The 20,500-nt window shown below is 30.8% G+C and carries 19 protein-coding genes; 18 read left to right on the forward strand and 1 reads right to left on the reverse strand.

All coding sequences use genetic code 11. The features are described from left to right. The first annotated feature begins 59 nt into the window (after positions 1-59). The 3 genes from KGNDJEFE_RS04250 (at position 60) to KGNDJEFE_RS04260 (ending at position 2,867) form a co-directional block, all read left to right on the forward strand. A complete protein-coding gene (locus KGNDJEFE_RS04250; RefSeq protein WP_006439995.1) occupies positions 60-797 on the forward strand; it encodes a LytR/AlgR family response regulator transcription factor in 738 nt (245 codons plus the stop codon). Further along, a complete protein-coding gene (locus tag KGNDJEFE_RS04255) occupies positions 791-2,122 on the forward strand; it encodes a GHKL domain-containing protein (protein ID WP_006439996.1) in 1,332 nt (443 codons plus the stop codon). Before KGNDJEFE_RS04250 ends, KGNDJEFE_RS04255 begins: the two co-directional genes overlap by 7 nt. A gap of 112 nt (positions 2,123-2,234) precedes the next feature. Then, positions 2,235-2,867, forward strand: a complete 633-nt coding sequence (locus KGNDJEFE_RS04260) for a CPBP family glutamic-type intramembrane protease (RefSeq protein ID WP_006439997.1) — start codon at positions 2,235-2,237, stop codon at positions 2,865-2,867. Between the two features lie 294 nt (positions 2,868-3,161). Here the strand turns inward: KGNDJEFE_RS04260 and KGNDJEFE_RS04265 are convergent, their stop codons facing one another. Continuing rightward, a complete protein-coding gene (locus KGNDJEFE_RS04265) occupies positions 3,162-3,962 on the reverse strand; it encodes an SDR family NAD(P)-dependent oxidoreductase (RefSeq protein WP_006439999.1) in 801 nt (266 codons plus the stop codon). A gap of 376 nt (positions 3,963-4,338) precedes the next feature. Between KGNDJEFE_RS04265 and ltaE the strand changes: the two genes are divergently transcribed. From ltaE to rlmN, 15 genes are all read left to right on the forward strand, one after another. Then, positions 4,339-5,370 carry a low-specificity L-threonine aldolase gene (ltaE, locus tag KGNDJEFE_RS04270; RefSeq protein ID WP_006440000.1) on the forward strand — a complete coding sequence of 344 codons (1,032 nt, stop codon included), beginning with the start codon at positions 4,339-4,341 and terminating at the stop codon, positions 5,368-5,370. A gap of 1,064 nt (positions 5,371-6,434) precedes the next feature. Further along, on the forward strand, positions 6,435-7,268 hold the full coding sequence (gene dapF / locus KGNDJEFE_RS04275) for a diaminopimelate epimerase (RefSeq protein WP_006440001.1): 834 nt from the start codon (positions 6,435-6,437) through the stop codon (positions 7,266-7,268). A 4-nt stretch (positions 7,269-7,272) separates the two neighbouring features. After that, positions 7,273-8,154: a YicC/YloC family endoribonuclease gene (locus KGNDJEFE_RS04280; protein WP_006440002.1), complete on the forward strand. Its 882-nt coding sequence runs from the start codon at positions 7,273-7,275 to the stop codon at positions 8,152-8,154. A gap of 51 nt (positions 8,155-8,205) precedes the next feature. Then, complete coding sequence (gene gmk / locus KGNDJEFE_RS04285) at positions 8,206-8,829, forward strand: guanylate kinase (protein WP_006440003.1); 624 nt, start codon at positions 8,206-8,208, stop codon at positions 8,827-8,829. Then, entirely contained in the window at positions 8,823-9,092 is a 270-nt protein-coding gene (gene rpoZ / locus KGNDJEFE_RS04290; RefSeq protein WP_006440004.1) for a DNA-directed RNA polymerase subunit omega, read from the forward strand. The genes gmk and rpoZ overlap by 7 nt, the downstream gene beginning before the upstream one ends. A 1-nt stretch (position 9,093) precedes the next feature. Next, a complete protein-coding gene (gene coaBC / locus KGNDJEFE_RS04295) occupies positions 9,094-10,296 on the forward strand; it encodes a bifunctional phosphopantothenoylcysteine decarboxylase/phosphopantothenate--cysteine ligase CoaBC (protein WP_040410404.1) in 1,203 nt (400 codons plus the stop codon). Positions 10,297-10,368: 72 nt separating this feature from the next. Further along, a complete protein-coding gene (priA, locus tag KGNDJEFE_RS04300) occupies positions 10,369-12,861 on the forward strand; it encodes a primosomal protein N' (RefSeq protein WP_006440006.1) in 2,493 nt (830 codons plus the stop codon). 70 nt (positions 12,862-12,931) lie between these two features. Beyond that, positions 12,932-13,372, forward strand: coding sequence for a peptide deformylase (gene def, locus KGNDJEFE_RS04305; protein WP_006440007.1), 441 nt, complete (start codon positions 12,932-12,934; stop codon positions 13,370-13,372). Between the two features lie 45 nt (positions 13,373-13,417). Next, on the forward strand, positions 13,418-14,347 hold the full coding sequence (fmt, locus tag KGNDJEFE_RS04310; protein WP_006440008.1) for a methionyl-tRNA formyltransferase: 930 nt from the start codon (positions 13,418-13,420) through the stop codon (positions 14,345-14,347). An 8-nt stretch (positions 14,348-14,355) separates the two neighbouring features. Then, entirely contained in the window at positions 14,356-15,090 is a 735-nt protein-coding gene (locus KGNDJEFE_RS04315) for a DUF116 domain-containing protein (protein ID WP_006440009.1), read from the forward strand. Positions 15,091-15,105: 15 nt separating this feature from the next. After that, positions 15,106-15,813, forward strand: a complete 708-nt coding sequence (locus KGNDJEFE_RS04320; protein ID WP_006440010.1) for a zinc metallopeptidase — start codon at positions 15,106-15,108, stop codon at positions 15,811-15,813. A 97-nt stretch (positions 15,814-15,910) separates the two neighbouring features. Next, entirely contained in the window at positions 15,911-17,170 is a 1,260-nt protein-coding gene (locus KGNDJEFE_RS04325; RefSeq protein ID WP_170239656.1) for an IS91 family transposase, read from the forward strand. 87 nt (positions 17,171-17,257) lie between these two features. Next, positions 17,258-17,485 (forward strand): hypothetical protein, encoded by a 228-nt coding sequence (locus KGNDJEFE_RS04330; protein ID WP_118549764.1) that lies wholly within the window; start codon positions 17,258-17,260, stop codon positions 17,483-17,485. A 634-nt stretch (positions 17,486-18,119) separates the two neighbouring features. Then, the gene (rsmB, locus tag KGNDJEFE_RS04335) at positions 18,120-19,445 is read left to right on the forward strand and encodes a 16S rRNA (cytosine(967)-C(5))-methyltransferase RsmB (RefSeq protein ID WP_006440011.1); all 1,326 of its coding nucleotides are present in this window, start codon (positions 18,120-18,122) and stop codon (positions 19,443-19,445) included. Positions 19,446-19,461: 16 nt separating this feature from the next. After that, positions 19,462-20,490, forward strand: a complete 1,029-nt coding sequence (rlmN, locus tag KGNDJEFE_RS04340) for a dual-specificity RNA methyltransferase RlmN (protein ID WP_006440012.1) — start codon at positions 19,462-19,464, stop codon at positions 20,488-20,490. The last annotated feature ends 10 nt before the right edge of the window (positions 20,491-20,500 follow it).

Raw genomic sequence — 20,500 nt, forward strand, 5'->3', positions numbered from 1 at the left:
AATATATGATATAATCTAAAGTATAATAATGTTTTGAAATAAAAATGTGAGGAAAAGTTATGGAAAAATATTGTATAGCTATTTGTGAGGACGAAAAAAAAGAAAGAATTCAGCTAAAAGAAAATCTGAAAAGAATTTTAGCTGAGGATATGAAAAATAAAATTGAAGTAGAGAATATAATTATTGAAGAATTTGAGTCTGCTGAAGAACTATTAAAATCTGATCTATCCCAAATAGATATTTTTCTAATGGATATTATGATGGGCGAGATGAACGGAATGGATGCAGCTAAAAAGATAAGGGAGATGAATATAGATTCTGAGATAATATTTATTACAGGAAATATAGAATTTGTAAGGGATGGATACAAAGTAAATGCGTACAGATATCTTCTGAAACCAGTAGAAATTGAAGAGTTGAGAGAGAGTATAATCAGTTGTTTTGCTGAACTTGGAAAGAAAAAAGGAAAATTTATCGTGCTTAGCAGAAAAGGTGAGATGGAAAAATTAAAAATAGACGATATAGATTATATCGAGGTTATTAAAAGAAGTATTATCGTGCATAAAAACGGAGAAGAGGTTGAATATACAGGTACTAGTATTGAAAAATTAGAGGAAAAGCTGGAAGATTTTAAGTTCTTTAGATGTCATAAGAGCTATCTTGTAAATCTAGACAAAGTGGATTTGGTAAAGACTGGTGAAGTAGTGGTAAATGGAAAAAGTGTTCCAGTTAGTAAGTATAGAGCAAAGGATTTAAAAAGAGAATTTACAGCTATTTTGGGTGATATGATATGCTAAGTTTGAATGTGATAGTTGAATTTTTTACAAAGGTAATGTTTACTGCAGTTAATATAATTTGCTTTTTGTATATAGAATATAAAATTGAAAAACCTGTAATAGATAAAAGAGCTTTATTAATCAATAGTATAAACCTTGTATTATTAACATTAATTGTATGTGGTATAGAATTGGTTTTAGAAAGTACAATACCATTTTTGACATTGATTTTTGCATGTGTGTATTTGAAAAAATGCTATAAAATGAAAGTGTCTAAATCTATTTTAAATATAGTGGTATACAATGCATTTTCTCTTGGGATGATGTCTATTGTGGTAAGTATAATATTTCCATTAATAGGACGAAATGTACAGTTATTAAATAGCGACATATACAACTTACAAATACAAATGATGTCGGCTTCAATGATAATATTTGTCGCATCTATGTTCAAATTTAAAGACTTAAAAGAATTTGAATTAAATATTAGTGAATATATAATTGCAGCATCTCCTATGATAATAAATCTAATAAATATAATGTTTGTATTTATAATATTTGCTCAAAATAAAATGTTGGATCACAAGAAATTTGTATTATTCTTTGTGATATATATGTTGATGACAGTAGCAAATATATTTTTGATAAATGTAATCACAAACATGATTGTTAAAAACAGCAAATTGAAATATGAAGGATTGATTGTCGAGGAAAAAATAGACTCTCGGTACAAATACTACAACACTCTTAAAGAAAATCAAGAAAAGGTCAGAAAACTATCACACGATATAAACAATCATATAATGTGTATGGAGAGTATGGACGGCGATGAAAGAGAGAAATACAAGAAAAAAATATACGAAGAACTAGATTACAACAGAAATAGAATAAATTCTGGAAGTATGATTTTGGATATAATCCTATCTGAAAAATACAAAGAATGTAAAAAATATGGAATAAACTTTAAATACGATATAGAATTTAATGTTCTAAAAGATATGGAATCTGTAGATATTTGCTCTATTTTTTCAAATATATTGGACAATGCAGTTGAAGCTTGTCAAAAGGTAGAACCTGGAAATAGATTCATAACGATAAAAGGAAAGATTGCCAAGAACTATTTTGTGATAAAGGCGGAAAATAGCAAAGTTGGAGAGATTAAAAAGGATGAAAAAGGCAATCTTGAAACAAGTAAAGAGGACAAAACTAGACATGGACTTGGAACTAAGATAGTTGAGGAATCTGTTGAAAAGTATGGTGGTAATATTGAATACTACGATGAAGAAGATAGGTTTAGAGTGGTGATTTTGATTCCAATAGAGAAATTTGTCCAGTTGGAACATTAAAACGCCCAGTTGGAGCAAAGTGATTGAAAATTGAATAAATAAATGATAAAAAGAGAGTAAGAAGAGATAAAAAAATCAAATCTTACTCTCTTTTAAGATTGGGGTGAATATCATGACAAAACCAGATAAAGAATTAAAATCAGCTTTAGAATTATTGGCAGGGGTAGTATTAATTATTATTCAGACATTTATCAATACAAAATTCATGCCACAGCTTATGAATTTTATAATACTAAGTATCTTAACTACAATCCTATTGGTGTATTTAAACAAAGAAGGATATGCCAACATAAAAGATCTATTCAAATGGGAGAACTTAAAATACGTCTTACTAATCTACATATTATCAAAAGCAGCAGCTTATGCAGTTAATGGAATGGTTGAAATAATGGGAATAACTCCTATAGCAGAAGATTATTTCTTAGAAAACCAATTAAGAACACTAACAGGTGTAAAATTAGGACTAGCGTTATTTGATATATGTTTCATAATACCAATCATAGTAAACTTTGTATTTAGACATGTAGCACTAAAAAACATTGGTAACATGAAAAAATCAGCTATCCCAATAACAGCAGTAGTAATAGTACTACTTAATGGAATAAGTGGAATACCAGAAATGCTAATAATATTTGCAATAAACATAATTCCATTAATAGTATACTACAAAACAGAACGAATAGACATCTGTATAGCAGCTACCATGCTAAACAACATAGTAGCAAGCATATTAATATTAAGCTAAAATATGAAAAAATTGGTAACTACTAAACTAATTACCTCTCACATACAAATCTTAAATTAGTTTAGAATGTATAAAAGATAAGTCGCTCTTTACGAGTGGCTTATCTTTTTACTAACAAGCAAGGGATAAAAATAAATTTTAGAGATGTCATCACTTTTGTGTCTAAAAAGAAAACTTCTTAAAACATAAAAACTTACGCAAAATGTGATGCCTCTAAAAATTATTTCTATCCCTTGCTTTTCCCATAAAAAAAGATGTCACTCAAAAGAGCGACATCTTTGATATTCTAATTAATTAAGGTCTTAATCCCATTCCACCTTCAAGAGTTATTGTTTCACCACTCATGTATTTGAAGTCTGGAGAAGCTAACTGTACACATACACGTCCGATTTCTTTTTCAGCATCTCCGTAGTGTCCAGCAGGTGGCATCTTAACATTTTCTTTAAATGCTTCTGGATAAGCTTTTTCAAAGTTTTCAAGCTGTGCAGTCCAAGCAAGTGGGCAGATTATATTTACATTTATTCCAAACTGACCCCATTCTGTTGCTGCAACTCTAGTTAATCCACGAACACCTTCTTTAGCAGCTGCATAAGCACACTGTCCATAGTTTCCGAATAAACCAGCTCCAGATGCGAAGTTTATTACACTTCCTTTAGTTTCTTTTAAATATGGTAAACAAGCCTGCATATAATAGAATGTTGCATATAATCCTGAATATATTGCAAGGTCAAACTGTTCAGTTGTATGATCTTCTAAAGTAACGCCTGAAGCAGAAGCCTGAGCATTATTTACAAGTACATCTATTCTACCAAAAGTATCTATTGTCTGTTTTATAACTTCATCAACAACAGCTTTATTATCTCCACCAGCGCTTACATCAGCTCTAACTGGTAGTACTTTTACTCCATATAATCTCTCTATTTCTTCTTTAGCATCTTCTAATTTTTTAACGTTACGTCCTGTTATTACTATATTTGCTCCTTCTTTAGCAAATGCTGTAACTATTCCATATCCTATAGATCCACATCTTCCATCGCTTAATACAGATCTACCTCCACCAGTAACGATTACTGTTTTTCCATTTAAAAATCCCATAATAGTGTTCCCCTTTCACATAAACTATAAAAAAAGTTTTAACCTATATATAAAATAATTTTTTTATATTATGGCTTTATAATACAATCTTTTTCTTAAAAGTTCAATAGTTTTTTGAAAAGTATTAAAATTCACAATATTATAAATAAACTATAACAAAATAGTATAAATCTAAAAAATTTCATAGGAAAAAATTTAGAAAATAATATTGTATAAGAATGTATTACAGTATTTTTTATGATAGATATATACCCAATAAAATAAAAAGTATCACATAATATTAAAATTTATTTTTAAAATATTAAGATATGTGAAAAATCATTATATTTTGATATAATTAAATTGTAAAAAATTAACTATTGAAAGGACTGAGGATATGAGATTTATCGATTTAAGAAGTGATACAGTTACAATGCCTACAGATAAAATGAGAAAAGCTATGGCAGAAGCAGAAGTTGGTGATTCTATATACAGAGATGACCCCACTTTAAATGAATTAGAAAAAAGAGCTGCTGAAAAAGTTGGAAAAGAAGCTGCTATATTTGTTCCAAGTGGAACATTTGGAAACCAGCTTTGTTTATTCACTCATTGCACAAGAGGGCAGGAAATAATAATAGGTAGAGATTATCATATAGTTGTGCATGAAGTTGGAGCACCTGCAGTTATCGCTGGTGTTCAGTTAAGAACTTTAGACACAGGAATAAAAGGTGAATTAGATCCTAAAGAAGTAGAAAAAGCAATAAGAAGAGATGATATACACGAGCCATCAACTGGACTTATATGCGTTGAAAATGCTTGCTTAGGTGGAACAGTAGTAAGTGTTGAAAATTTAAGAGCTATAAAAGATGTAGCAGAAAAACACAACTTACCAGTTCATTTAGATGGAGCGAGAATCTTCAATGCAGCAGAAGCGCTAGGTGTAGATGTAAAAGAAATAACTGCTTGTTGTGACTCAGTTATGTTCTGTCTATCAAAAGGTCTTGGAGCACCAGTTGGATCAATAGTAGCAGGAAGTAAAGAATTTATCGAAAAAGCTAGAAGAAAACAGAAACTAATGGGTGGTGGAATGCGTCAGGTTGGAATACTTGCAGCAGCAGGACTTATAGCTATCGACGAAATGACTCAGAGATTAGATGAAGACCACAGAAACAGCCACTATTTAGCAGATGAGTTAGACAAAATAGATGGAATATCAGTAAATAAAAATACTAATGATATAAGTATGGTGTATTTCACAATGGGTGAAGATGTTATACCAGAAAAAGAATTCGTTCAGAAAATGTACGATAGAGGAATAAAAATAAGTGGAATGGAAAACGGAGAATACAGATTCGTAACTCATGTGAATGTGAGTAGAGAAGATGTAGATACTGTTATAAATACAGTTAAAGAATTAATTTCTAAATAATATATTCAAGATCGGGCTACTACAATTATTTTGTGGTAGCCCTTTTTAGATTAATCTATTATAAAATTACTAACTGGATAAGAATGGGGAAAACAAAATTTACCGAATATCTATTTTAAGAGCAGCAAAGAGTATATAGACAAAATCTTCTCCAGGCTTCGACGTGTGTGTGAGTAATATACTTTGTTGTATTTAAAATGCACGTCTACAGATTGTCGAGTGATTTTGTCTATATACTCATATGCTGTAGCTTATAAATAGCTTTGTAAAGTTTTGATTTAATCATCCTTTAGCAAGCTAGTAAATTTATAACATATTAAAACAAAAAGACTTGTTGAAAATATTACATCGGTTATCCTCAGGTTCTGCTCAAATCGAATTTTATAGGGATAATATCTAACTTAGTGGATTGAAGTGCATAGACAAAACTCTCTCGATAATCTGGAGACGTGAGGTTGATTTACAATAAAACAATTTGCTTATACACACGTCGAAGCTGGAGAGGAGTTTGTCTATGACTTCAATCCCTGAGAGATATTAACGTATAAATTTTGATTTATCAACCCTTTATAAGTCAGTAAATTCATAGTAGATTATAATTAAAAAGAGACTTATTGCAAAATAATTGCTAAAAGTCTCTTTTTTTATATTCTAAAATTAATTTTTAATCTGTACTTATAACAGTATTTACTGAAAAAATTTATTTATAAATTAATAATTAACTGTATTTACGACAGTATCTAATATCAATAAGTAAGAGAAAAATTAATGTTATGTATTTCTAAGAGTTGAAAGAGTTTGGAAAAAGGAATGAAATATAATTAATTATATTTATTAAAAAAATAATAGAATTAATCATTTTTAAAATAAAAGTTTAACGTCAATGTAAATAATAATTTGGAAACAATGAAATTTTAGTGTATAATTATATAGTTAAGGAAGACTATTTGAAACACACATACGGAACTTTCAAGTGTCAATGAAAACTACCACTTAAGTTTGAACAGAATTTTATCATTCTCAAAAGTAGGTAGTAAAAATACTTTAATAAGGAGTGTAAAAATATGAAATTCTGGAAACTGCATGGTATAGGAAATGATTTTATAGCTATAGACGGAAGAAATGACGGAAAAAGCCCTTCTGAATATTCTTCGTTAGCATTACAGGTATGTAACAGAAGAATGTCTGTTGGAGCAGATGGACTTTTAGTTGTAAAAAATTCAAATGTAGCAGATATAGAAATGGTTTATTACAATTCCGATGGTTCAAGGGCTGCTATGTGTGGAAATGGACTTAGATGTTTTTGCAGATTTGTCTATGATAACCATATAGTCAACGAAAGAGAATTTGATGTTGATACGTTAGCAGGTATAAAACATGTAACAGTAAATACATCAGATTTAGGAGATGTAATAAATATAAAGGTAGACATGGGAGAAGGTTCATTTAAAACTAGTGACATTCCTATGGCTACAGATAAAGAAAAATTCATCGAGGAAAAAGTACATATATTAGATAGAGATTTTACAATGACATCTATGCTTATGGGCGTACCACATACTATAGTATTTGTAGATGAATTTGATTTAGAAATGATAGAAAAATACGGACCAGCTATTGAAAATTGCGATTTATTCCCTGAAAAGACAAATGTAAACTTTGTAAAGGTGAGAGACAAGTACAATATAAATGTTTACACTTGGGAAAGAGGATGTGGATATACATTAGGCTGTGGAACAGGAATGACTGCAGCTGCAGTAGTCTGCAATTATCTTGAAAAAACAGAAAAGAGCATGAATGTTACATCAAAAGGTGGAACAGTTAAAATTGATATAGGTGATAAAGTATTTATGACAGGACCAGCTGTTAAAATATGTGAAGGATATCTGGAGGTTTAGAAAGATGGCAATAAGTATGACAGGCTTCGGAAGAGGCGAATATAAGGATGACAATTATTATTTTTTAGTAGAATGTAGAACAATAAACCATAAATATTCTGATATAAATATAAGACTTCCTAGAAAAATAGCTTTTTTAGAGGATAAAGTTAGAAATTTAGTAAAAGACTATGTTAAAAGAGGTAGAGCTGACGTATTTATAAAATTAGAACTTACTGGTAGTGAAGATGTAAGTTTAAAATTTGATGAACAGTTAGCAGATCAGTACTACAATATACTAACTCAGATAAAAGAAAGATACTCTATGGATGACGATATATCTATAATGAATATTGCAAAATTCCCAGACGTTGTTAGAACAGAAGAAAAAGAAGATGATGAAGACCTTCTTTGGAATATGTTAGAACAGGCAGTTAAGGCTTCTATGGAAAAACTTACTGAAATGAGAACTATAGAAGGTAAGAAACTTGCAGAAGACATTAAGATGAGATGCGGATTACTTAGAGAATACATAGATAGAATAGAAGAATACTCTGAAACAGTAGTGGTTGAGTATAAAGAAAAATTAACTTCAAGAATAAAAGAATTCTTAGATAACCCTGAGATAATAGACGAAAACAGAATAGCTATGGAAGTTGCTATATATGCTGATAAGAGCAATATAACAGAAGAAATAGTTAGATTTAAAAGCCATATAGCTCAGTTAAAAACAACAATAGAAAGAAATGATTCTATAGGTAGAAAAATAGACTTCTTAATTCAGGAAATGAACAGAGAAACTAATACTATCGGTTCAAAATCATCAGATTTAGAAATAACAAACACAGTTGTTGAAATCAAGAGCGAATTAGAAAAAATAAGAGAACAGATTCAGAATATAGAATAATTTGGTAAGATTTATTCTATATGAAAATAAATTTAACGGAGGATTTTGAAAATGAATAGAAAAGGGATTCTAACTGTTGTTTCAGGACCTTCAGGTGCAGGAAAAGGTACTATATGTAAGGAGTTATTAAAAAATAACGAAAACATAAAATTATCAGTATCTGCAACAACTAGAGCTCCTAGAGAAGGGGAAAAAGAAGGCGTAAATTACTACTATAAAACACATGAAGAATTTAAAAAAATGATAGAAGAAGGAGATCTTTTTGAATATGCTGAGAGATACGGCAATTTCTACGGAACTCCAAAAGCAGCTATAATGGAAAATCTTGAAAAAGGTCAGGATGTCCTTCTTGAAATAGAAATGATAGGTGCTTTAAATGTTAAAAAAATGTGCCCAGATTCAGTGCTAATATTCGTATTACCACCATCTTTAGAAGAGTTAAAGAGAAGATTAGTGGGAAGAGGAACTGAAACTGAAGAACAGATTGAAAAAAGATTCAGCATGGCGTATGAAGAGATACAGACTCTTAAAGAATACGACTATTTCATAATAAATGAAGATGTTGAAACTGCAGCTAAAGATATAGAATCTATAATAGCAGCGGAAAAAAACAAAACAGAAAGATACAAAGAAGCAATACTTAAAGAATTTGAGGAGGAATATAAAAAATGTTAAAACCATCAATAAACGACGTATTAGAAAAAATAGACAACAGATACTACTTAGCTTGGACAGTAGCAAAAAGAGCTAGAGAATTAGTTGACGGAGCTGAACCTTATGTAGAAACAGCTAAAAAAGAAAAACCAGTTATAACTGCTACTAAAGAAGTTGCAGAAGGAAAAATAACTTACAGATTATTAACAGAAGAAGAAATAGCATTAAAAGAAAAATTACATCAGGAAGAACAGAATAGACAGATAGCTGAACAGCAGGAGTAATATTATGGAAAAGAAAACAGTAGTAATCGGAGTTTGTGGCGGAATTGCTGCATATAAAGCTTGTGATATTGTTAGTAAATTAAAAAAATTAGATTTAAATGTTCATGTAATAATGACTAAATCTGCTTGTGAGTTTGTAGCTCCGATGACTTTCCAGACATTAAGCCAGAATTTTGCTATAACAGATATGTTTGAAGAACCAAAGACTTGGGATGTGGAACATATATCTCTTGCAAAAAAAGCGGATACTTTTTTAATAGTACCTGCAACTGCTAATGTGATAGGGAAGATAGCTGGAGGTATAGCAGATGATATGCTTACTACTACAGTTATGGCTACAAAAGCACCAGTTATAATAGCACCTGCTATGAATACAAATATGTACGAAAATCCTATAGTTCAGGATAATATCGAAAAACTAAAAGGATATGGATACAAGTTTGTAGAGCCAGCTTCTGGTAGACTTGCTTGTGGGGATTTAGGTAGAGGAAAATTAGCAGATGTGGACGATATAGTTCATGAAGTTTATGTTTCTCTATTTGGAAGCGATGATTTAAAAGGTATGAAAATAACTGTTACAGCAGGACCTACAGTTGAAGATATAGACCCAGTAAGATATATAACTAATAGATCTTCAGGTAAGATGGGTTATTCAATAGCTAAAAGAGCAATTATGAGAGGTGCTGAAGTAACTCTTATATCAGGGCCAACTAGTTTAGATAGACCTAGAGGAGTGCACAAATTTGTACAGACTTCATCTGCAGAAAGTCTTTACAATGCTGTAAATGATAATTTTGAAGATTGTGATGCACTTATTCAGAGTGCTGCAGTTGCGGATTATAAACCTAAGAATTATTCAAAGAAAAAGGTTAAAAAGAAAGATGGAGATCTTTCAATAGAATTAGCTAGAACTAAGGACGTTGCCAAAGAAATGGGTAAAATAAAAGCGGACAAAGTTTTAGTTGGATTTGCAGCTGAAACAAATGACTTACTTCAGAATGCTCAGAGAAAAATAGAATCTAAAAACTTAGATTTTATTGTTGCAAACGACTTAACTAAAGAAGGTGCTGGATTTAATACAGATACTAATATAGTTAAGATAATAGATGCTGACGGAAATATGGAAGATTATCCAAAGATGAGCAAAGAAGATGTTGCAGATATAATACTTGATAAGGTAAAGGCAATAATAGAAAATCAGTAATAATTAGAAAATAGAGGAGGTAACTCCTCTATTTTTTCACATAATATTTTAGAAAAAGGAGGGATTGAGTAAATGTATGCAGAGGTTATAGTCAGGAGTAATACGGTTTACACAGATAATCTCTTCACTTATAAAATCCCAGAATTTCTAGAGGATATTGTTAGAATAGGACATAGAGTTTTAGTTCCTTTTGGAAAGGGTAATAAACCTATAGAGGCATTTGTCTTTAAGATTAAGAATAATTTTGGAGATGAAAAAGGTTTAGAGGAAGAGAATTCAGACAAAAAATTTAAGATAAAAGAGATTGAAGATATTTTAGATGAGGAGCCTTTATTTTTACCTGAGCAGCTAGAGTTAGTTCATTGGATGAAGAATAGATATATTTGCACATATATGGAATGTATAAATATGATTTATCCAAAGGGACTTAAATTAAAAAATTATAAAGTTGCAGTTCTAAAAAATGATTATTTAGAAAAGCTAGATTCTCTATCTGATGATGAGAAAAAAGTTGCAGTAAAAATTTCGGAAAATAAAGGAAAAATTAAGGTAGAAAAGTTAAAATACTTGGAAAATATTAATAATATACTACACCGAATGAAGAATAAAGGTGTTGTAGATATAAAATGGGAATATACTAACACAAAAAATGAAAAAAATATGTGCTTTGTAAGTCTGAGATATGACGAGGATGATACAGAGGAGTATATTTCTGAGAATAAGATAAGAATTGGAAATAAGCAGCGAGAGATTATAGAGTTCTTAAAATTAAATGAGGAAGCTGAGATAAATGATATTGTTGAGATTTTAAAGGTTTCTAAGCAGAGTATAAATTCATTGAAAGATAGAGGTTTAGTTGATTTTACAATGAAGGCGTATTATAGAAAGCCTGAATCCAGATATGGTGCTGAATCAAAGAAAATAGAGCTAAATGAGCAACAGAAAGAGGTTGCTGATATTATAAAAAATGAGATGTTTGAAGAGGACAAAAAGCCGTACATACTTCATGGTGTAACTGGAAGTGGTAAGACAGAGGTATATATGGATATAGTAGAATACGCATTATCTCAAGGATTGGATAGTATAATACTAGTCCCAGAGATTTCTCTTACACCTCAGACCGTTGCTAGAATAAAGAATAGATTTGGCGATATAGTAGGAGTTTTCCACAGTCAGCTATCTGAAGGAGAAAAACACGATGTTTTTAGAGCTGTTAAAAAAGGCGAGATAAGAATACTTATTGGAGCAAGATCAGCACTGTTTGCACCATTTAGAAGCTTGGGAGTTGTAATAATCGACGAATTCCACGAGGCTTCGTATAAATCAGAAATGAATCCAAAGTTTAGTGCACTTGAGGTTGCGAGATATATGTCTTTTAAGAATAATGTAACTTTGGTGATGGGTTCGGCGACACCTTCAGTAGAGGAATACTATAAAGCGAAAAATGGAGAATATAAACTATTAAAGATAGATAAAAGAGCAAATTCTAAACCGCTGCCTAAAATAGAGGTTGTGGATATGAAAGAAGAGCTGGGTATGGGAAATAAGAGTATATTCAGTTCTGTTTTGATAGATAAGATAAAGAAAAATACTGCAGAAAAAAATCAGACGATTTTATTCTTAAATAGAAGAGGATATGCAAACTTTGTATCTTGTAGAAGTTGTGGTTATGTTATGAAATGTGAAAACTGCGATATTTCTCTTACATATCATAAAAGAAGCAATTCTGCTAGATGCCACTACTGTGGATACGAAAAACAAGTTCCACAGGAGTGCCCAGAATGTGGTAGTAATTATTTAAGACCATTTGGAACTGGAACTCAGAGAATTGAGGAAGAACTAAAGCACTTAATTCCTGGTATTAGAGTGCTAAGAATGGACAAGGATACCACGGCTAGAAAGGGAGCTACTGAAGAAATTCTAGAGAAATTTAGAAATAAAGAGGCCGATGTTTTAATAGGAACTCAGATGATTTCTAAAGGACTAGATTTTTCTGATGTTACACTTGTAGGAATAATTTCGGCGGATATGATGTTAAACTTCCCTGATTTTAAAAGCTTTGAAACAACATTCCAGTTGATTACACAGGTTGCGGGAAGAGCAGGAAGAGCTGATAAAGAAGGCGAAGTTATACTCCAGACTTATAACACAGATCATTATGCGATAAGATGTGCGATGGAGTACGATTTTGAAAAGTTTTACGAAAATGAAATTAAAATCAGAGAAACTTTTGAATACCCACCATTTAATAATATGATAAGTGTTGTTATAAGTGGAGAGAATGAAAAATTAGTAGAAAAAAACGCATACTCAATGTACAACTCTTTAAGATATTTATTTAAAGGAAGAGGAATTGAGGATTTGAGTTTTATACTAGGGCCGAATCCTTGTGCTATTTCTAGGATAAATAAAAACTATAGATGGCAGATATTATTTAAGGATGATGGTGTTGAAATTAATCTTTTAAAGGGTATAATTAAATATGTATGCATAACAAAACGAGATGTTGTATTTGACAAGGGAATAAATATTTCTATCTCGGTTAATCCAAACAGCGTACTTTAAAATAAAAAATTAAAATCATTAAAATTTATAAAATAACGGCAGTAAAAGACTGCTATTAGGAGGAAGAAAAATGGCTTTAAGAAGAGTTACAAAAATGGGTGAACCAGTATTAAGAAAAAAATGTAAACCGGTTACAAAATTCGATGAAAAATTAGGACAGTTATTAGATGATATGGCTGATACTATGTACGAAGCAGATGGTGTAGGTCTTGCAGCACCTCAGGTTGGTATGTTAAAAAGAGCGGTTGTTATAGATATCGGTGAAGGGCTTATAGAATTAATAAATCCAGAAATAATAGAAACTGCTGGAGAACAGACAGATATAGAAGGATGTTTAAGTGTAGATAATATAAATGAACCTGTTACTAGACCATACTTTGTAAAAGTAAAAGCTCAGGATAGACATGGTAAAGAATTTGAATTAGCAGGTGAAGAATTACTTGCTAGAGCTTTCTGCCACGAGTTAGACCATTTAGACGGAATATTATTCGTTGATAGAATAGAAAAATAATTAATAGATTAGAAAACAGTAAACGAGAAAGTAGGATGAATGTAGATGAAAGTTGTATTTATGGGGACTCCAGATATAGCTGTTCCATGCTTACAGAAATTAATAGATGAAAAGCATGATATACTAGCTGTAGTTACTCAGCCTGATAAACCAAAGGGCAGAGGTAAAAAACTGGCAATGCCACCAGTAAAAGAATTAGCTGTTGAGCACGATATACCAGTGTATCAGCCAGTTAGAGCAAGAGATGAAGAGTTTGTTCAGACTATAAAAGAAATAAATCCAGATTTAATAGTAGTTGTAGCATTTGGACAGATACTTCCAAAAGAAATACTAGAAGTACCAAAATTTGGATGTGTAAACGTACATGTTTCATTACTTCCAAAATACAGAGGAGCAGCGCCAATAAACTGGGTAATAATAAACGGTGAAGAAAAAACTGGTGTTACTACAATGTATATGGATGAAGGACTAGATACAGGAGATATGATACTAACAAGAGAATTTAAGTTAGATGATCAGATAACTGCCGGTGAACTTCACGACATAATGATGGTTGAAGGAGCAGAAGTGTTAAAAGAAACTGTTGATTTAATAGCAGAAGGAAAAGCTCCAAGAATTCAGCAGAATCATGCAGAATTTACTTATGCACCTACAATGGATAAAGAATTAGGTCATGTAGATTTTAGCAAGACTTCAAGAGAAATACACAATCTAGTTAGAGGAGTTAATCCTTGGCCAAGTGCTTATGCTATATACAATGAAGGAAAGATGAAAATCTGGAAAACAGAAGTATTAAACGAAACTAGCAATAAAGAGCCTGGTACTATACTAGGTACAGATAAAATGGGGATAAAAGTAAGTACAGGAGATGGCGTAATTTTAATAAAAGAAATGCAGATGCCAAATAAAAAGAGAATGCCTGTATCAGAATATATAAAAGGTAACAGTGTAGAAACTGGAGCCGTTCTTTCATAGGTGATATCATGTCAGATATGAAGAAATATTCAATAAGTATAGCTATTTTATTTTCTGTGCTACTTGCAATAACTTTGATAGGTGATTTTTTAGTAGCTGGAACACCAACTTTAATAATATATATAAGTATAATTTTAATTTCGATAATTGCAGCAATATTATTATTCTCTGCAATTATAACTAAAAAAGTTTTAGACGATAAAAAAGTTAGTCCAAGCTTAATGAAAATCAATTATAGAATTGTAAAATTATTATATCCTATAATTGTAGTTATTTCAGAATTAGCGGGGATGTCTAAGAGTGGGATTAGAAGAGTTTTTATTAAATTAAATAATAGCTATGTTAGAACTGGAAAATATTCTTTTAAGGGTAAGGATATACTAGTATTATTACCTCATTGTCTACAGCAGCATACATGTAAATTTAGAGTTACATCTACAATAGAAAATTGTGCGAGATGTGGACTTTGTAATATAGCAGATCTTGCAAAATTGGGAGATGATGAAGATGTGCATGTATTTATAGCAACAGGTGGAACTTTGGCTAGAAAGGTTATAATAGAAAATAGACCAAAAGCTGTAATTGCAGTTGCTTGCGAGAGAGATTTAACTGAGGGGATAATAGATGTCAAGGGAATTCCAGTACTTGGTGTATATAATGAAAGGCCTAATGGACCTTGTTTTGACACTAGGGTAAATATGGAAATGGTAAGAGAAGCTGTATCGTTTTTTAAAGGAAAATAGGACGGTGATTTTAAAATGATGCCATATTATGGAATGGGTATGTTTTATGACCCAACAATGATGATTTTAATACCTGCGATACTATTTACAATGTACGCACAGTTTAAAGTATCATCAACTACAAATAGATTTTTTAGAATAAAATCTCGTAGCGGATATAATGGACAGCAGACTGCGGAGAGAATTTTAGCAGCTAACGGAATAAGAGATGTTAGAATAGTTCCGATAAGAGGGACTTTAACTGACCATTACGATCCAAGAAGAAAAGTACTTAGATTATCAGAAGAAGTGTACTATGGTACATCTATAACTTCTGTTGCTGTTGCGGCACATGAATGTGGTCATGCACTACAGCATGCTTATGGATATAAGCCTCTAGAAATAAGAGGGGCAATAGTTCCGGTTGTAAACTTTGCTTCTAGTTTATCTTGGATACTTATATTTGTAGGTTTATTCTTCTCTGGAAATAATACTATGCTACAGATTGGGATATTAATGTTCTCTGCAACAGTAATTTTCCAGTTAATAACTCTTCCGGTAGAGTTTAATGCTTCTAGTAGAGCATTAGTTCAGTTACAGGATTTAGGTATTGTGGATAGTGGAGAAGCAAGAGATAGTAGAAAAGTATTATCTGCAGCTGCTATGACTTATGTTGCTGCGGCATTAACTGCAATACTACAACTTGCAAGACTATTACTAATAGCAAACAATAGAGATGACTAAATAGACTGGCTGTCACAATATTTTGTGGCAGTCTTTTTTTATTCCTAAGGAAATTATAATAATTTAAAACTGTGGAAAACTTATGTACAATAGTAATATGAATGTATTGAAAAAACAAAAAGATGAAAAAATCATTAAGAAAATATTAAAAAATCACTTTGAAGAATTCAAACTAAAATATTGGAATAAAGTTAGAAGAGAAATGAGGGATCAGATAGAAAATACTGTAATAAAGGCTTTAAATTGTGGAAATATAGAAAAAGGATATATAAAACATAAATGTATAGACTGTGGAGAGGAGTATATTCAAGGGTTCACTTGTAAAAGTAAGTTTTGCACAAAGTGTGGAAGAAAATATTCTATGGAATGGGCAGAAAAACAGGTAGAAAATATTCTTGATGTTTCTCATAGACATGCAGTTTTCACAATTCCAGAGGAGTTAAGAGTCTATTTCTACAGAAAGCGAGAGCTTTTAAAAGATTTACAAGATGCTACATATAAGGTATTAGATAGTTTTCATAAAAAGAAAACAAATGGAGATTATGAATTAGGGGTAATTGCTGTAGTACACACTTTTGGTGGAGATTTAAAATGGAATCCTCACATACATGCCTTATACACCGAAGGTGGAATAGATAGAAATAATAAGTGGTTTAAAAAATTAGATTTCATACCGTATACATATATGAAAAAAGTATGGCGAAAGTTGGTACTAGATATAATAAAAAACAACTTTAGAGATAGAAAAACTAGAAATTTGATAAATAAGTTATATAAGAAAGAATTCTATGTAAATGCAGAAAGACGTTTAACTAATATAAAACAGGCAACTCAATATATAGGTAGATATTTGGCTAGACCAGCTATCGCTGAGTATAGAATAATTAATTACGATGGGAAAAATGTAACTTACTGGTATGAAAACAAAAAACCTAAGGGAAAAAGAGAAATAACTGTAAATGTATTAGAATTTATAGGTAAAATAACCCAACATATTCACCCGAAGGGTTTTAGAGTTGCAAGAAGATACGGTCTATATTCAAGAGTAAAAAATAAATTAAGCATAGAAATATTGAAATTATATAATTTTATGAGACACAGAAATATATCTAAGCTGATAAAAAAGAAGAATACAGTAAAGAAAAATTTTAAAGATAGATTGATAGAATCATTTGGAGTAAATCCTTATATTTGTAAAAAGTGTGGAAAAGACATGATTCTATGGGAAATATGGCATTATAAATATGGATTAATATATAATGTACTAGATAAATCAAATTATAAAAGAATAATCTACGAAGAAATTATAGAAAAAGAAATTTCTTTGAATACAACAACACAAAAAGAATTATTTTAAAAGTCTATTAAATAGGCTAGCTTTGCTATACTCAAATATAAATAATAGTGTATAATTAGTGTAATTAAAATTATTAGGAGAAATAGTATGCTAAAAGAATTAGAAGAAATGAGTAAAGGACAAAAGTTATACAATTATGAATGTAAGTCTTGTGGATTTGAAAAAGGAGTACCAGAATTTATATTAGAAGAACTAAGACAAGATGCATTCTTTTCATTGGGAGCGATAGCTTCGCTAAATGAAAAAAATATGCCAGAATTAATTTGTCCTAATTGTGGAGCTAAATTTGAATACAAAAAAACTGACGACCGTTAGGTGTCAGTTAAAGGTACTGTCACAAGAACACCTTTTAAAGGTGTTCTGTGGCAGTATTTTTTATGCCTTGAATAATTATTTGAATTCCTCTCCAGGCTTCAATGCCCCGCAAAATTATATAAAACCTTAAATCTGTTGCGGGGCATTTCCAGATTGTCGAGTTCATTTCAAATAATTATTCAAGACAAAAAGAACTGCTAACAAAATATAAGTGCCAGCCGAGCCTAAAGATAAAAAGATAGAAATAGGTGTGGGGAGCTTGAGATTATGATTAGTATAGTAAAAATAGAAATATTAGACGAAAAATAATGAAAAAATAAAAGTTTAGGAAATTAGCAATCTAATAAATATTGCTTTTTTGTATGGAAATCAGTTTGAGTTGATAAAATTAATTTATACACCAAATGGTGGAAATTTTTATCTCATAAAGAAGATGTATATAGCCAAAAGCTACGACAATCTACAGACGACACGCAACTTTTAAATGTGTTATATAAAAGGGTGTGTCGTCGAAGCCTGGAGTGCGTTGGCTATATCATCTTCTTTTTTGAGTGACAGAATTCTATCATTTGGTGTATAATTAATATTAGATTACTATGCAAGTTTGTTGCATAAAGATAGAGAGGTTAATAATATGAACGCAAGAGAGGCGGCATTTAAGATTCTTTGCGATATTGAGATAGAGAAAAATTACTCTAATATGGCAATTAATAAAATTTTTAAGAATGAAAAGATAAGTGATAAAGATAAAGGGCTTGCGACAGAGCTTGTTTATGGAGTTATAGAAAATAGAAAATACTTAGATTTTATAATAAATAAATTATCAAAGATAAAAGTTAAGAAGATGTCTAGTTTTGTTAAGATAATTCTTAGAATGGGTACATATCAGATTTTATTTTTAGACAAGATTGAAGACCATGCAGCTGTTAATGAGACAGTTAAGCTGGCTAGTAAATACGATGGAAAGTCTAAGGGATTTGTAAATGCTATTTTAAGAAATGAGATAAGACAGAAGAGAACTATAAAATACATAGATATAGAGGATCCAATCAGAAGATTAGCTGTTAAGTATTCATATCAGCAGTGGATAGTAGAAGATTGGGTTAAAAACTTTGGTATAGAGTTTGCAGAGGAGCTTCTTGAGGCTTTAAACGAAAGACCAGATTTATATGTTAGAACAAATACTTTAAAGATAGATAGAAATTCTCTTTTAAAAGAATTTGAAAAAGAGGGAATTAAGGCAAGTAAGGCTATGTTACCAGAAGAGGCTATAATGGTTGAGAACTTTAAAGGAATAGAAAGCTCTAGATTATATAAAGAGGGACTATTTACTGTTCAGGATATAAGTTCTATGCTTGTGGCTAAGGTCGTAGCTCCTAAGGAAGGCGATATGGTATTAGATATGTGCAGTGCACCAGGTGGAAAGAGTACTCACATGGCTGAGCTTATGAAAAACACAGGAAAGATAGTATCAAGAGATGTTTTTGAGCACAAGATTAAAGTAATAAAGGCAGCTGCGAAAAGACTAGGTATAACAAATATAGAAGCTGAAGAATTTGATGCAGCTAATTTAGATGAAAATAGTATAGAAAAATTTGATTGTGTATTAACAGATGTGCCTTGTTCTGGACTTGGAATAATAAGAAGAAAACCAGAAATAAAATATAAAGCTAAAGAAGAATTGGTAGATTTACCGAAAATTCAAAGTAAAATACTTGAAAATGCATCTAAATATGTTAAAATAAATGGAACTTTAGTATATTCAACTTGTACAGTTCAGGACTGTGAAAATATAGAAGTTGTTGAGAAGTTCTTAAAAGAAAATCCAAACTACGAATTAGTTCCAATAGAAGGAATAAATGTAGATCCAGAGGAGCAGGAAAAAGGTTATATAAAAATATATCCAAATGTTCATGGAATGGATGGATTCTTTATAGCAAAAATGAAAAGAGTTAAATAATAAATGAGGTAATATTATGGAAAATAAAAAGGCTTTGAAAAATTTTACAGAAGCTGAGATGAAAGAATTTATGAAAGAAATCGGAGAAAAGGCATTTAGAGGAACTCAGGTTTATTCTTGGATTTACAAAGGTGCTAAAACTTTCGATGATATGAAAAATATTCCAAAATCTCTTAGAGAAAAGCTTGAAGAGGTTTCATATATAGGTAATATAGATATTGAGTTAAAACTTGAATCAAAAGATGGGAAAACTAAAAAATATCTATTTTTACTAAATGATGGAAATATAATAGAAACAGTTATGATGGACTACGATAGCAGAGTTACTGTTTGTGTTTCTAACCAGGTAGGTTGTAGAATGGGATGTAGATTCTGTGCATCTACTATGGATGGGTTGGTGAGAAACCTTGAGCCATGGGAAATACTAGACCAGATAATGAAGATTCAGGAAGATACTGGAAAGAGAGTATCTAATCTGGTTCTTATGGGAAGTGGTGAGCCACTAGACAACTACGATAATACAAAACAGTTCTTAAAAATCGTAAATGATGAAAATGGATTAAATATAGGGTATAGACATATAACGTTATCTACATGTGGTATAGTTCCTAAGATTTACGAGCTAGCAGATTTAGAAATTCCTATAAACCTTGCAATTTCTCTTCATTCTCCTTATGATGAGAAGAGAAAAGAAATAATGCCTGTAGCTAATAAATACAGTATCAAGGAAATTTTAGATGCTTGTAGATACTATATTAAAAAGACTAATAGAAGGGTTACATTTGAATATTCTTTAATAAAGGGTGTAAATGATGGTAAGAAAGAAGCAGAAGCTTTAGCATCTCTATTAAAAGGAATGCTTTGCCATGTAAATTTAATACCTATAAATGAAGTTGATGAGAGGGATTTCAAAAAACCGGATAAGGCATTTATATATAAATTCAGAGATTATCTTGAAGAAAGAAATATTCCAGCGACTGTCAGAATTTCTATGGGTTCTGATATAAGTGGAGCTTGTGGACAGTTAAGAAGAAAACACAAGTAATCTGAAAAGG

This window comes from Peptacetobacter hiranonis, from assembly GCF_008151785.1.
Lineage (GTDB): Bacteria > Bacillota > Clostridia > Peptostreptococcales > Peptostreptococcaceae > Peptacetobacter > Peptacetobacter hiranonis.

What these genes read in the sequence shown, in the direction of transcription:
- KGNDJEFE_RS04320 (WP_006440010.1), top strand. Translation starts at nt 15,106, where the DNA reads ATGATGCCATATTATGGAATGGGTATGTTTTATGACCCAACAATGATG.
- priA (WP_006440006.1), top strand. Translation starts at nt 10,369, where the DNA reads ATGTATGCAGAGGTTATAGTCAGGAGTAATACGGTTTACACAGATAAT.
- KGNDJEFE_RS04260 (WP_006439997.1), top strand. Translation starts at nt 2,235, where the DNA reads ATGACAAAACCAGATAAAGAATTAAAATCAGCTTTAGAATTATTGGCA.
- KGNDJEFE_RS04315 (WP_006440009.1), top strand. Translation starts at nt 14,356, where the DNA reads ATGTCAGATATGAAGAAATATTCAATAAGTATAGCTATTTTATTTTCT.
- gmk (WP_006440003.1), top strand. Translation starts at nt 8,206, where the DNA reads ATGAATAGAAAAGGGATTCTAACTGTTGTTTCAGGACCTTCAGGTGCA.
- ltaE (WP_006440000.1), top strand. Translation starts at nt 4,339, where the DNA reads ATGAGATTTATCGATTTAAGAAGTGATACAGTTACAATGCCTACAGAT.
- rlmN (WP_006440012.1), top strand. Translation starts at nt 19,462, where the DNA reads ATGGAAAATAAAAAGGCTTTGAAAAATTTTACAGAAGCTGAGATGAAA.
- rsmB (WP_006440011.1), top strand. Translation starts at nt 18,120, where the DNA reads ATGAACGCAAGAGAGGCGGCATTTAAGATTCTTTGCGATATTGAGATA.
- rpoZ (WP_006440004.1), top strand. Translation starts at nt 8,823, where the DNA reads ATGTTAAAACCATCAATAAACGACGTATTAGAAAAAATAGACAACAGA.
- KGNDJEFE_RS04265 (WP_006439999.1), bottom strand. Translation starts at nt 3,962, where the DNA reads ATGGGATTTTTAAATGGAAAAACAGTAATCGTTACTGGTGGAGGTAGA.
- dapF (WP_006440001.1), top strand. Translation starts at nt 6,435, where the DNA reads ATGAAATTCTGGAAACTGCATGGTATAGGAAATGATTTTATAGCTATA.
- def (WP_006440007.1), top strand. Translation starts at nt 12,932, where the DNA reads ATGGCTTTAAGAAGAGTTACAAAAATGGGTGAACCAGTATTAAGAAAA.
- KGNDJEFE_RS04325 (WP_170239656.1), top strand. Translation starts at nt 15,911, where the DNA reads ATGAATGTATTGAAAAAACAAAAAGATGAAAAAATCATTAAGAAAATA.
- KGNDJEFE_RS04250 (WP_006439995.1), top strand. Translation starts at nt 60, where the DNA reads ATGGAAAAATATTGTATAGCTATTTGTGAGGACGAAAAAAAAGAAAGA.
- fmt (WP_006440008.1), top strand. Translation starts at nt 13,418, where the DNA reads ATGAAAGTTGTATTTATGGGGACTCCAGATATAGCTGTTCCATGCTTA.
- KGNDJEFE_RS04255 (WP_006439996.1), top strand. Translation starts at nt 791, where the DNA reads ATGCTAAGTTTGAATGTGATAGTTGAATTTTTTACAAAGGTAATGTTT.
- KGNDJEFE_RS04330 (WP_118549764.1), top strand. Translation starts at nt 17,258, where the DNA reads ATGCTAAAAGAATTAGAAGAAATGAGTAAAGGACAAAAGTTATACAAT.
- KGNDJEFE_RS04280 (WP_006440002.1), top strand. Translation starts at nt 7,273, where the DNA reads ATGGCAATAAGTATGACAGGCTTCGGAAGAGGCGAATATAAGGATGAC.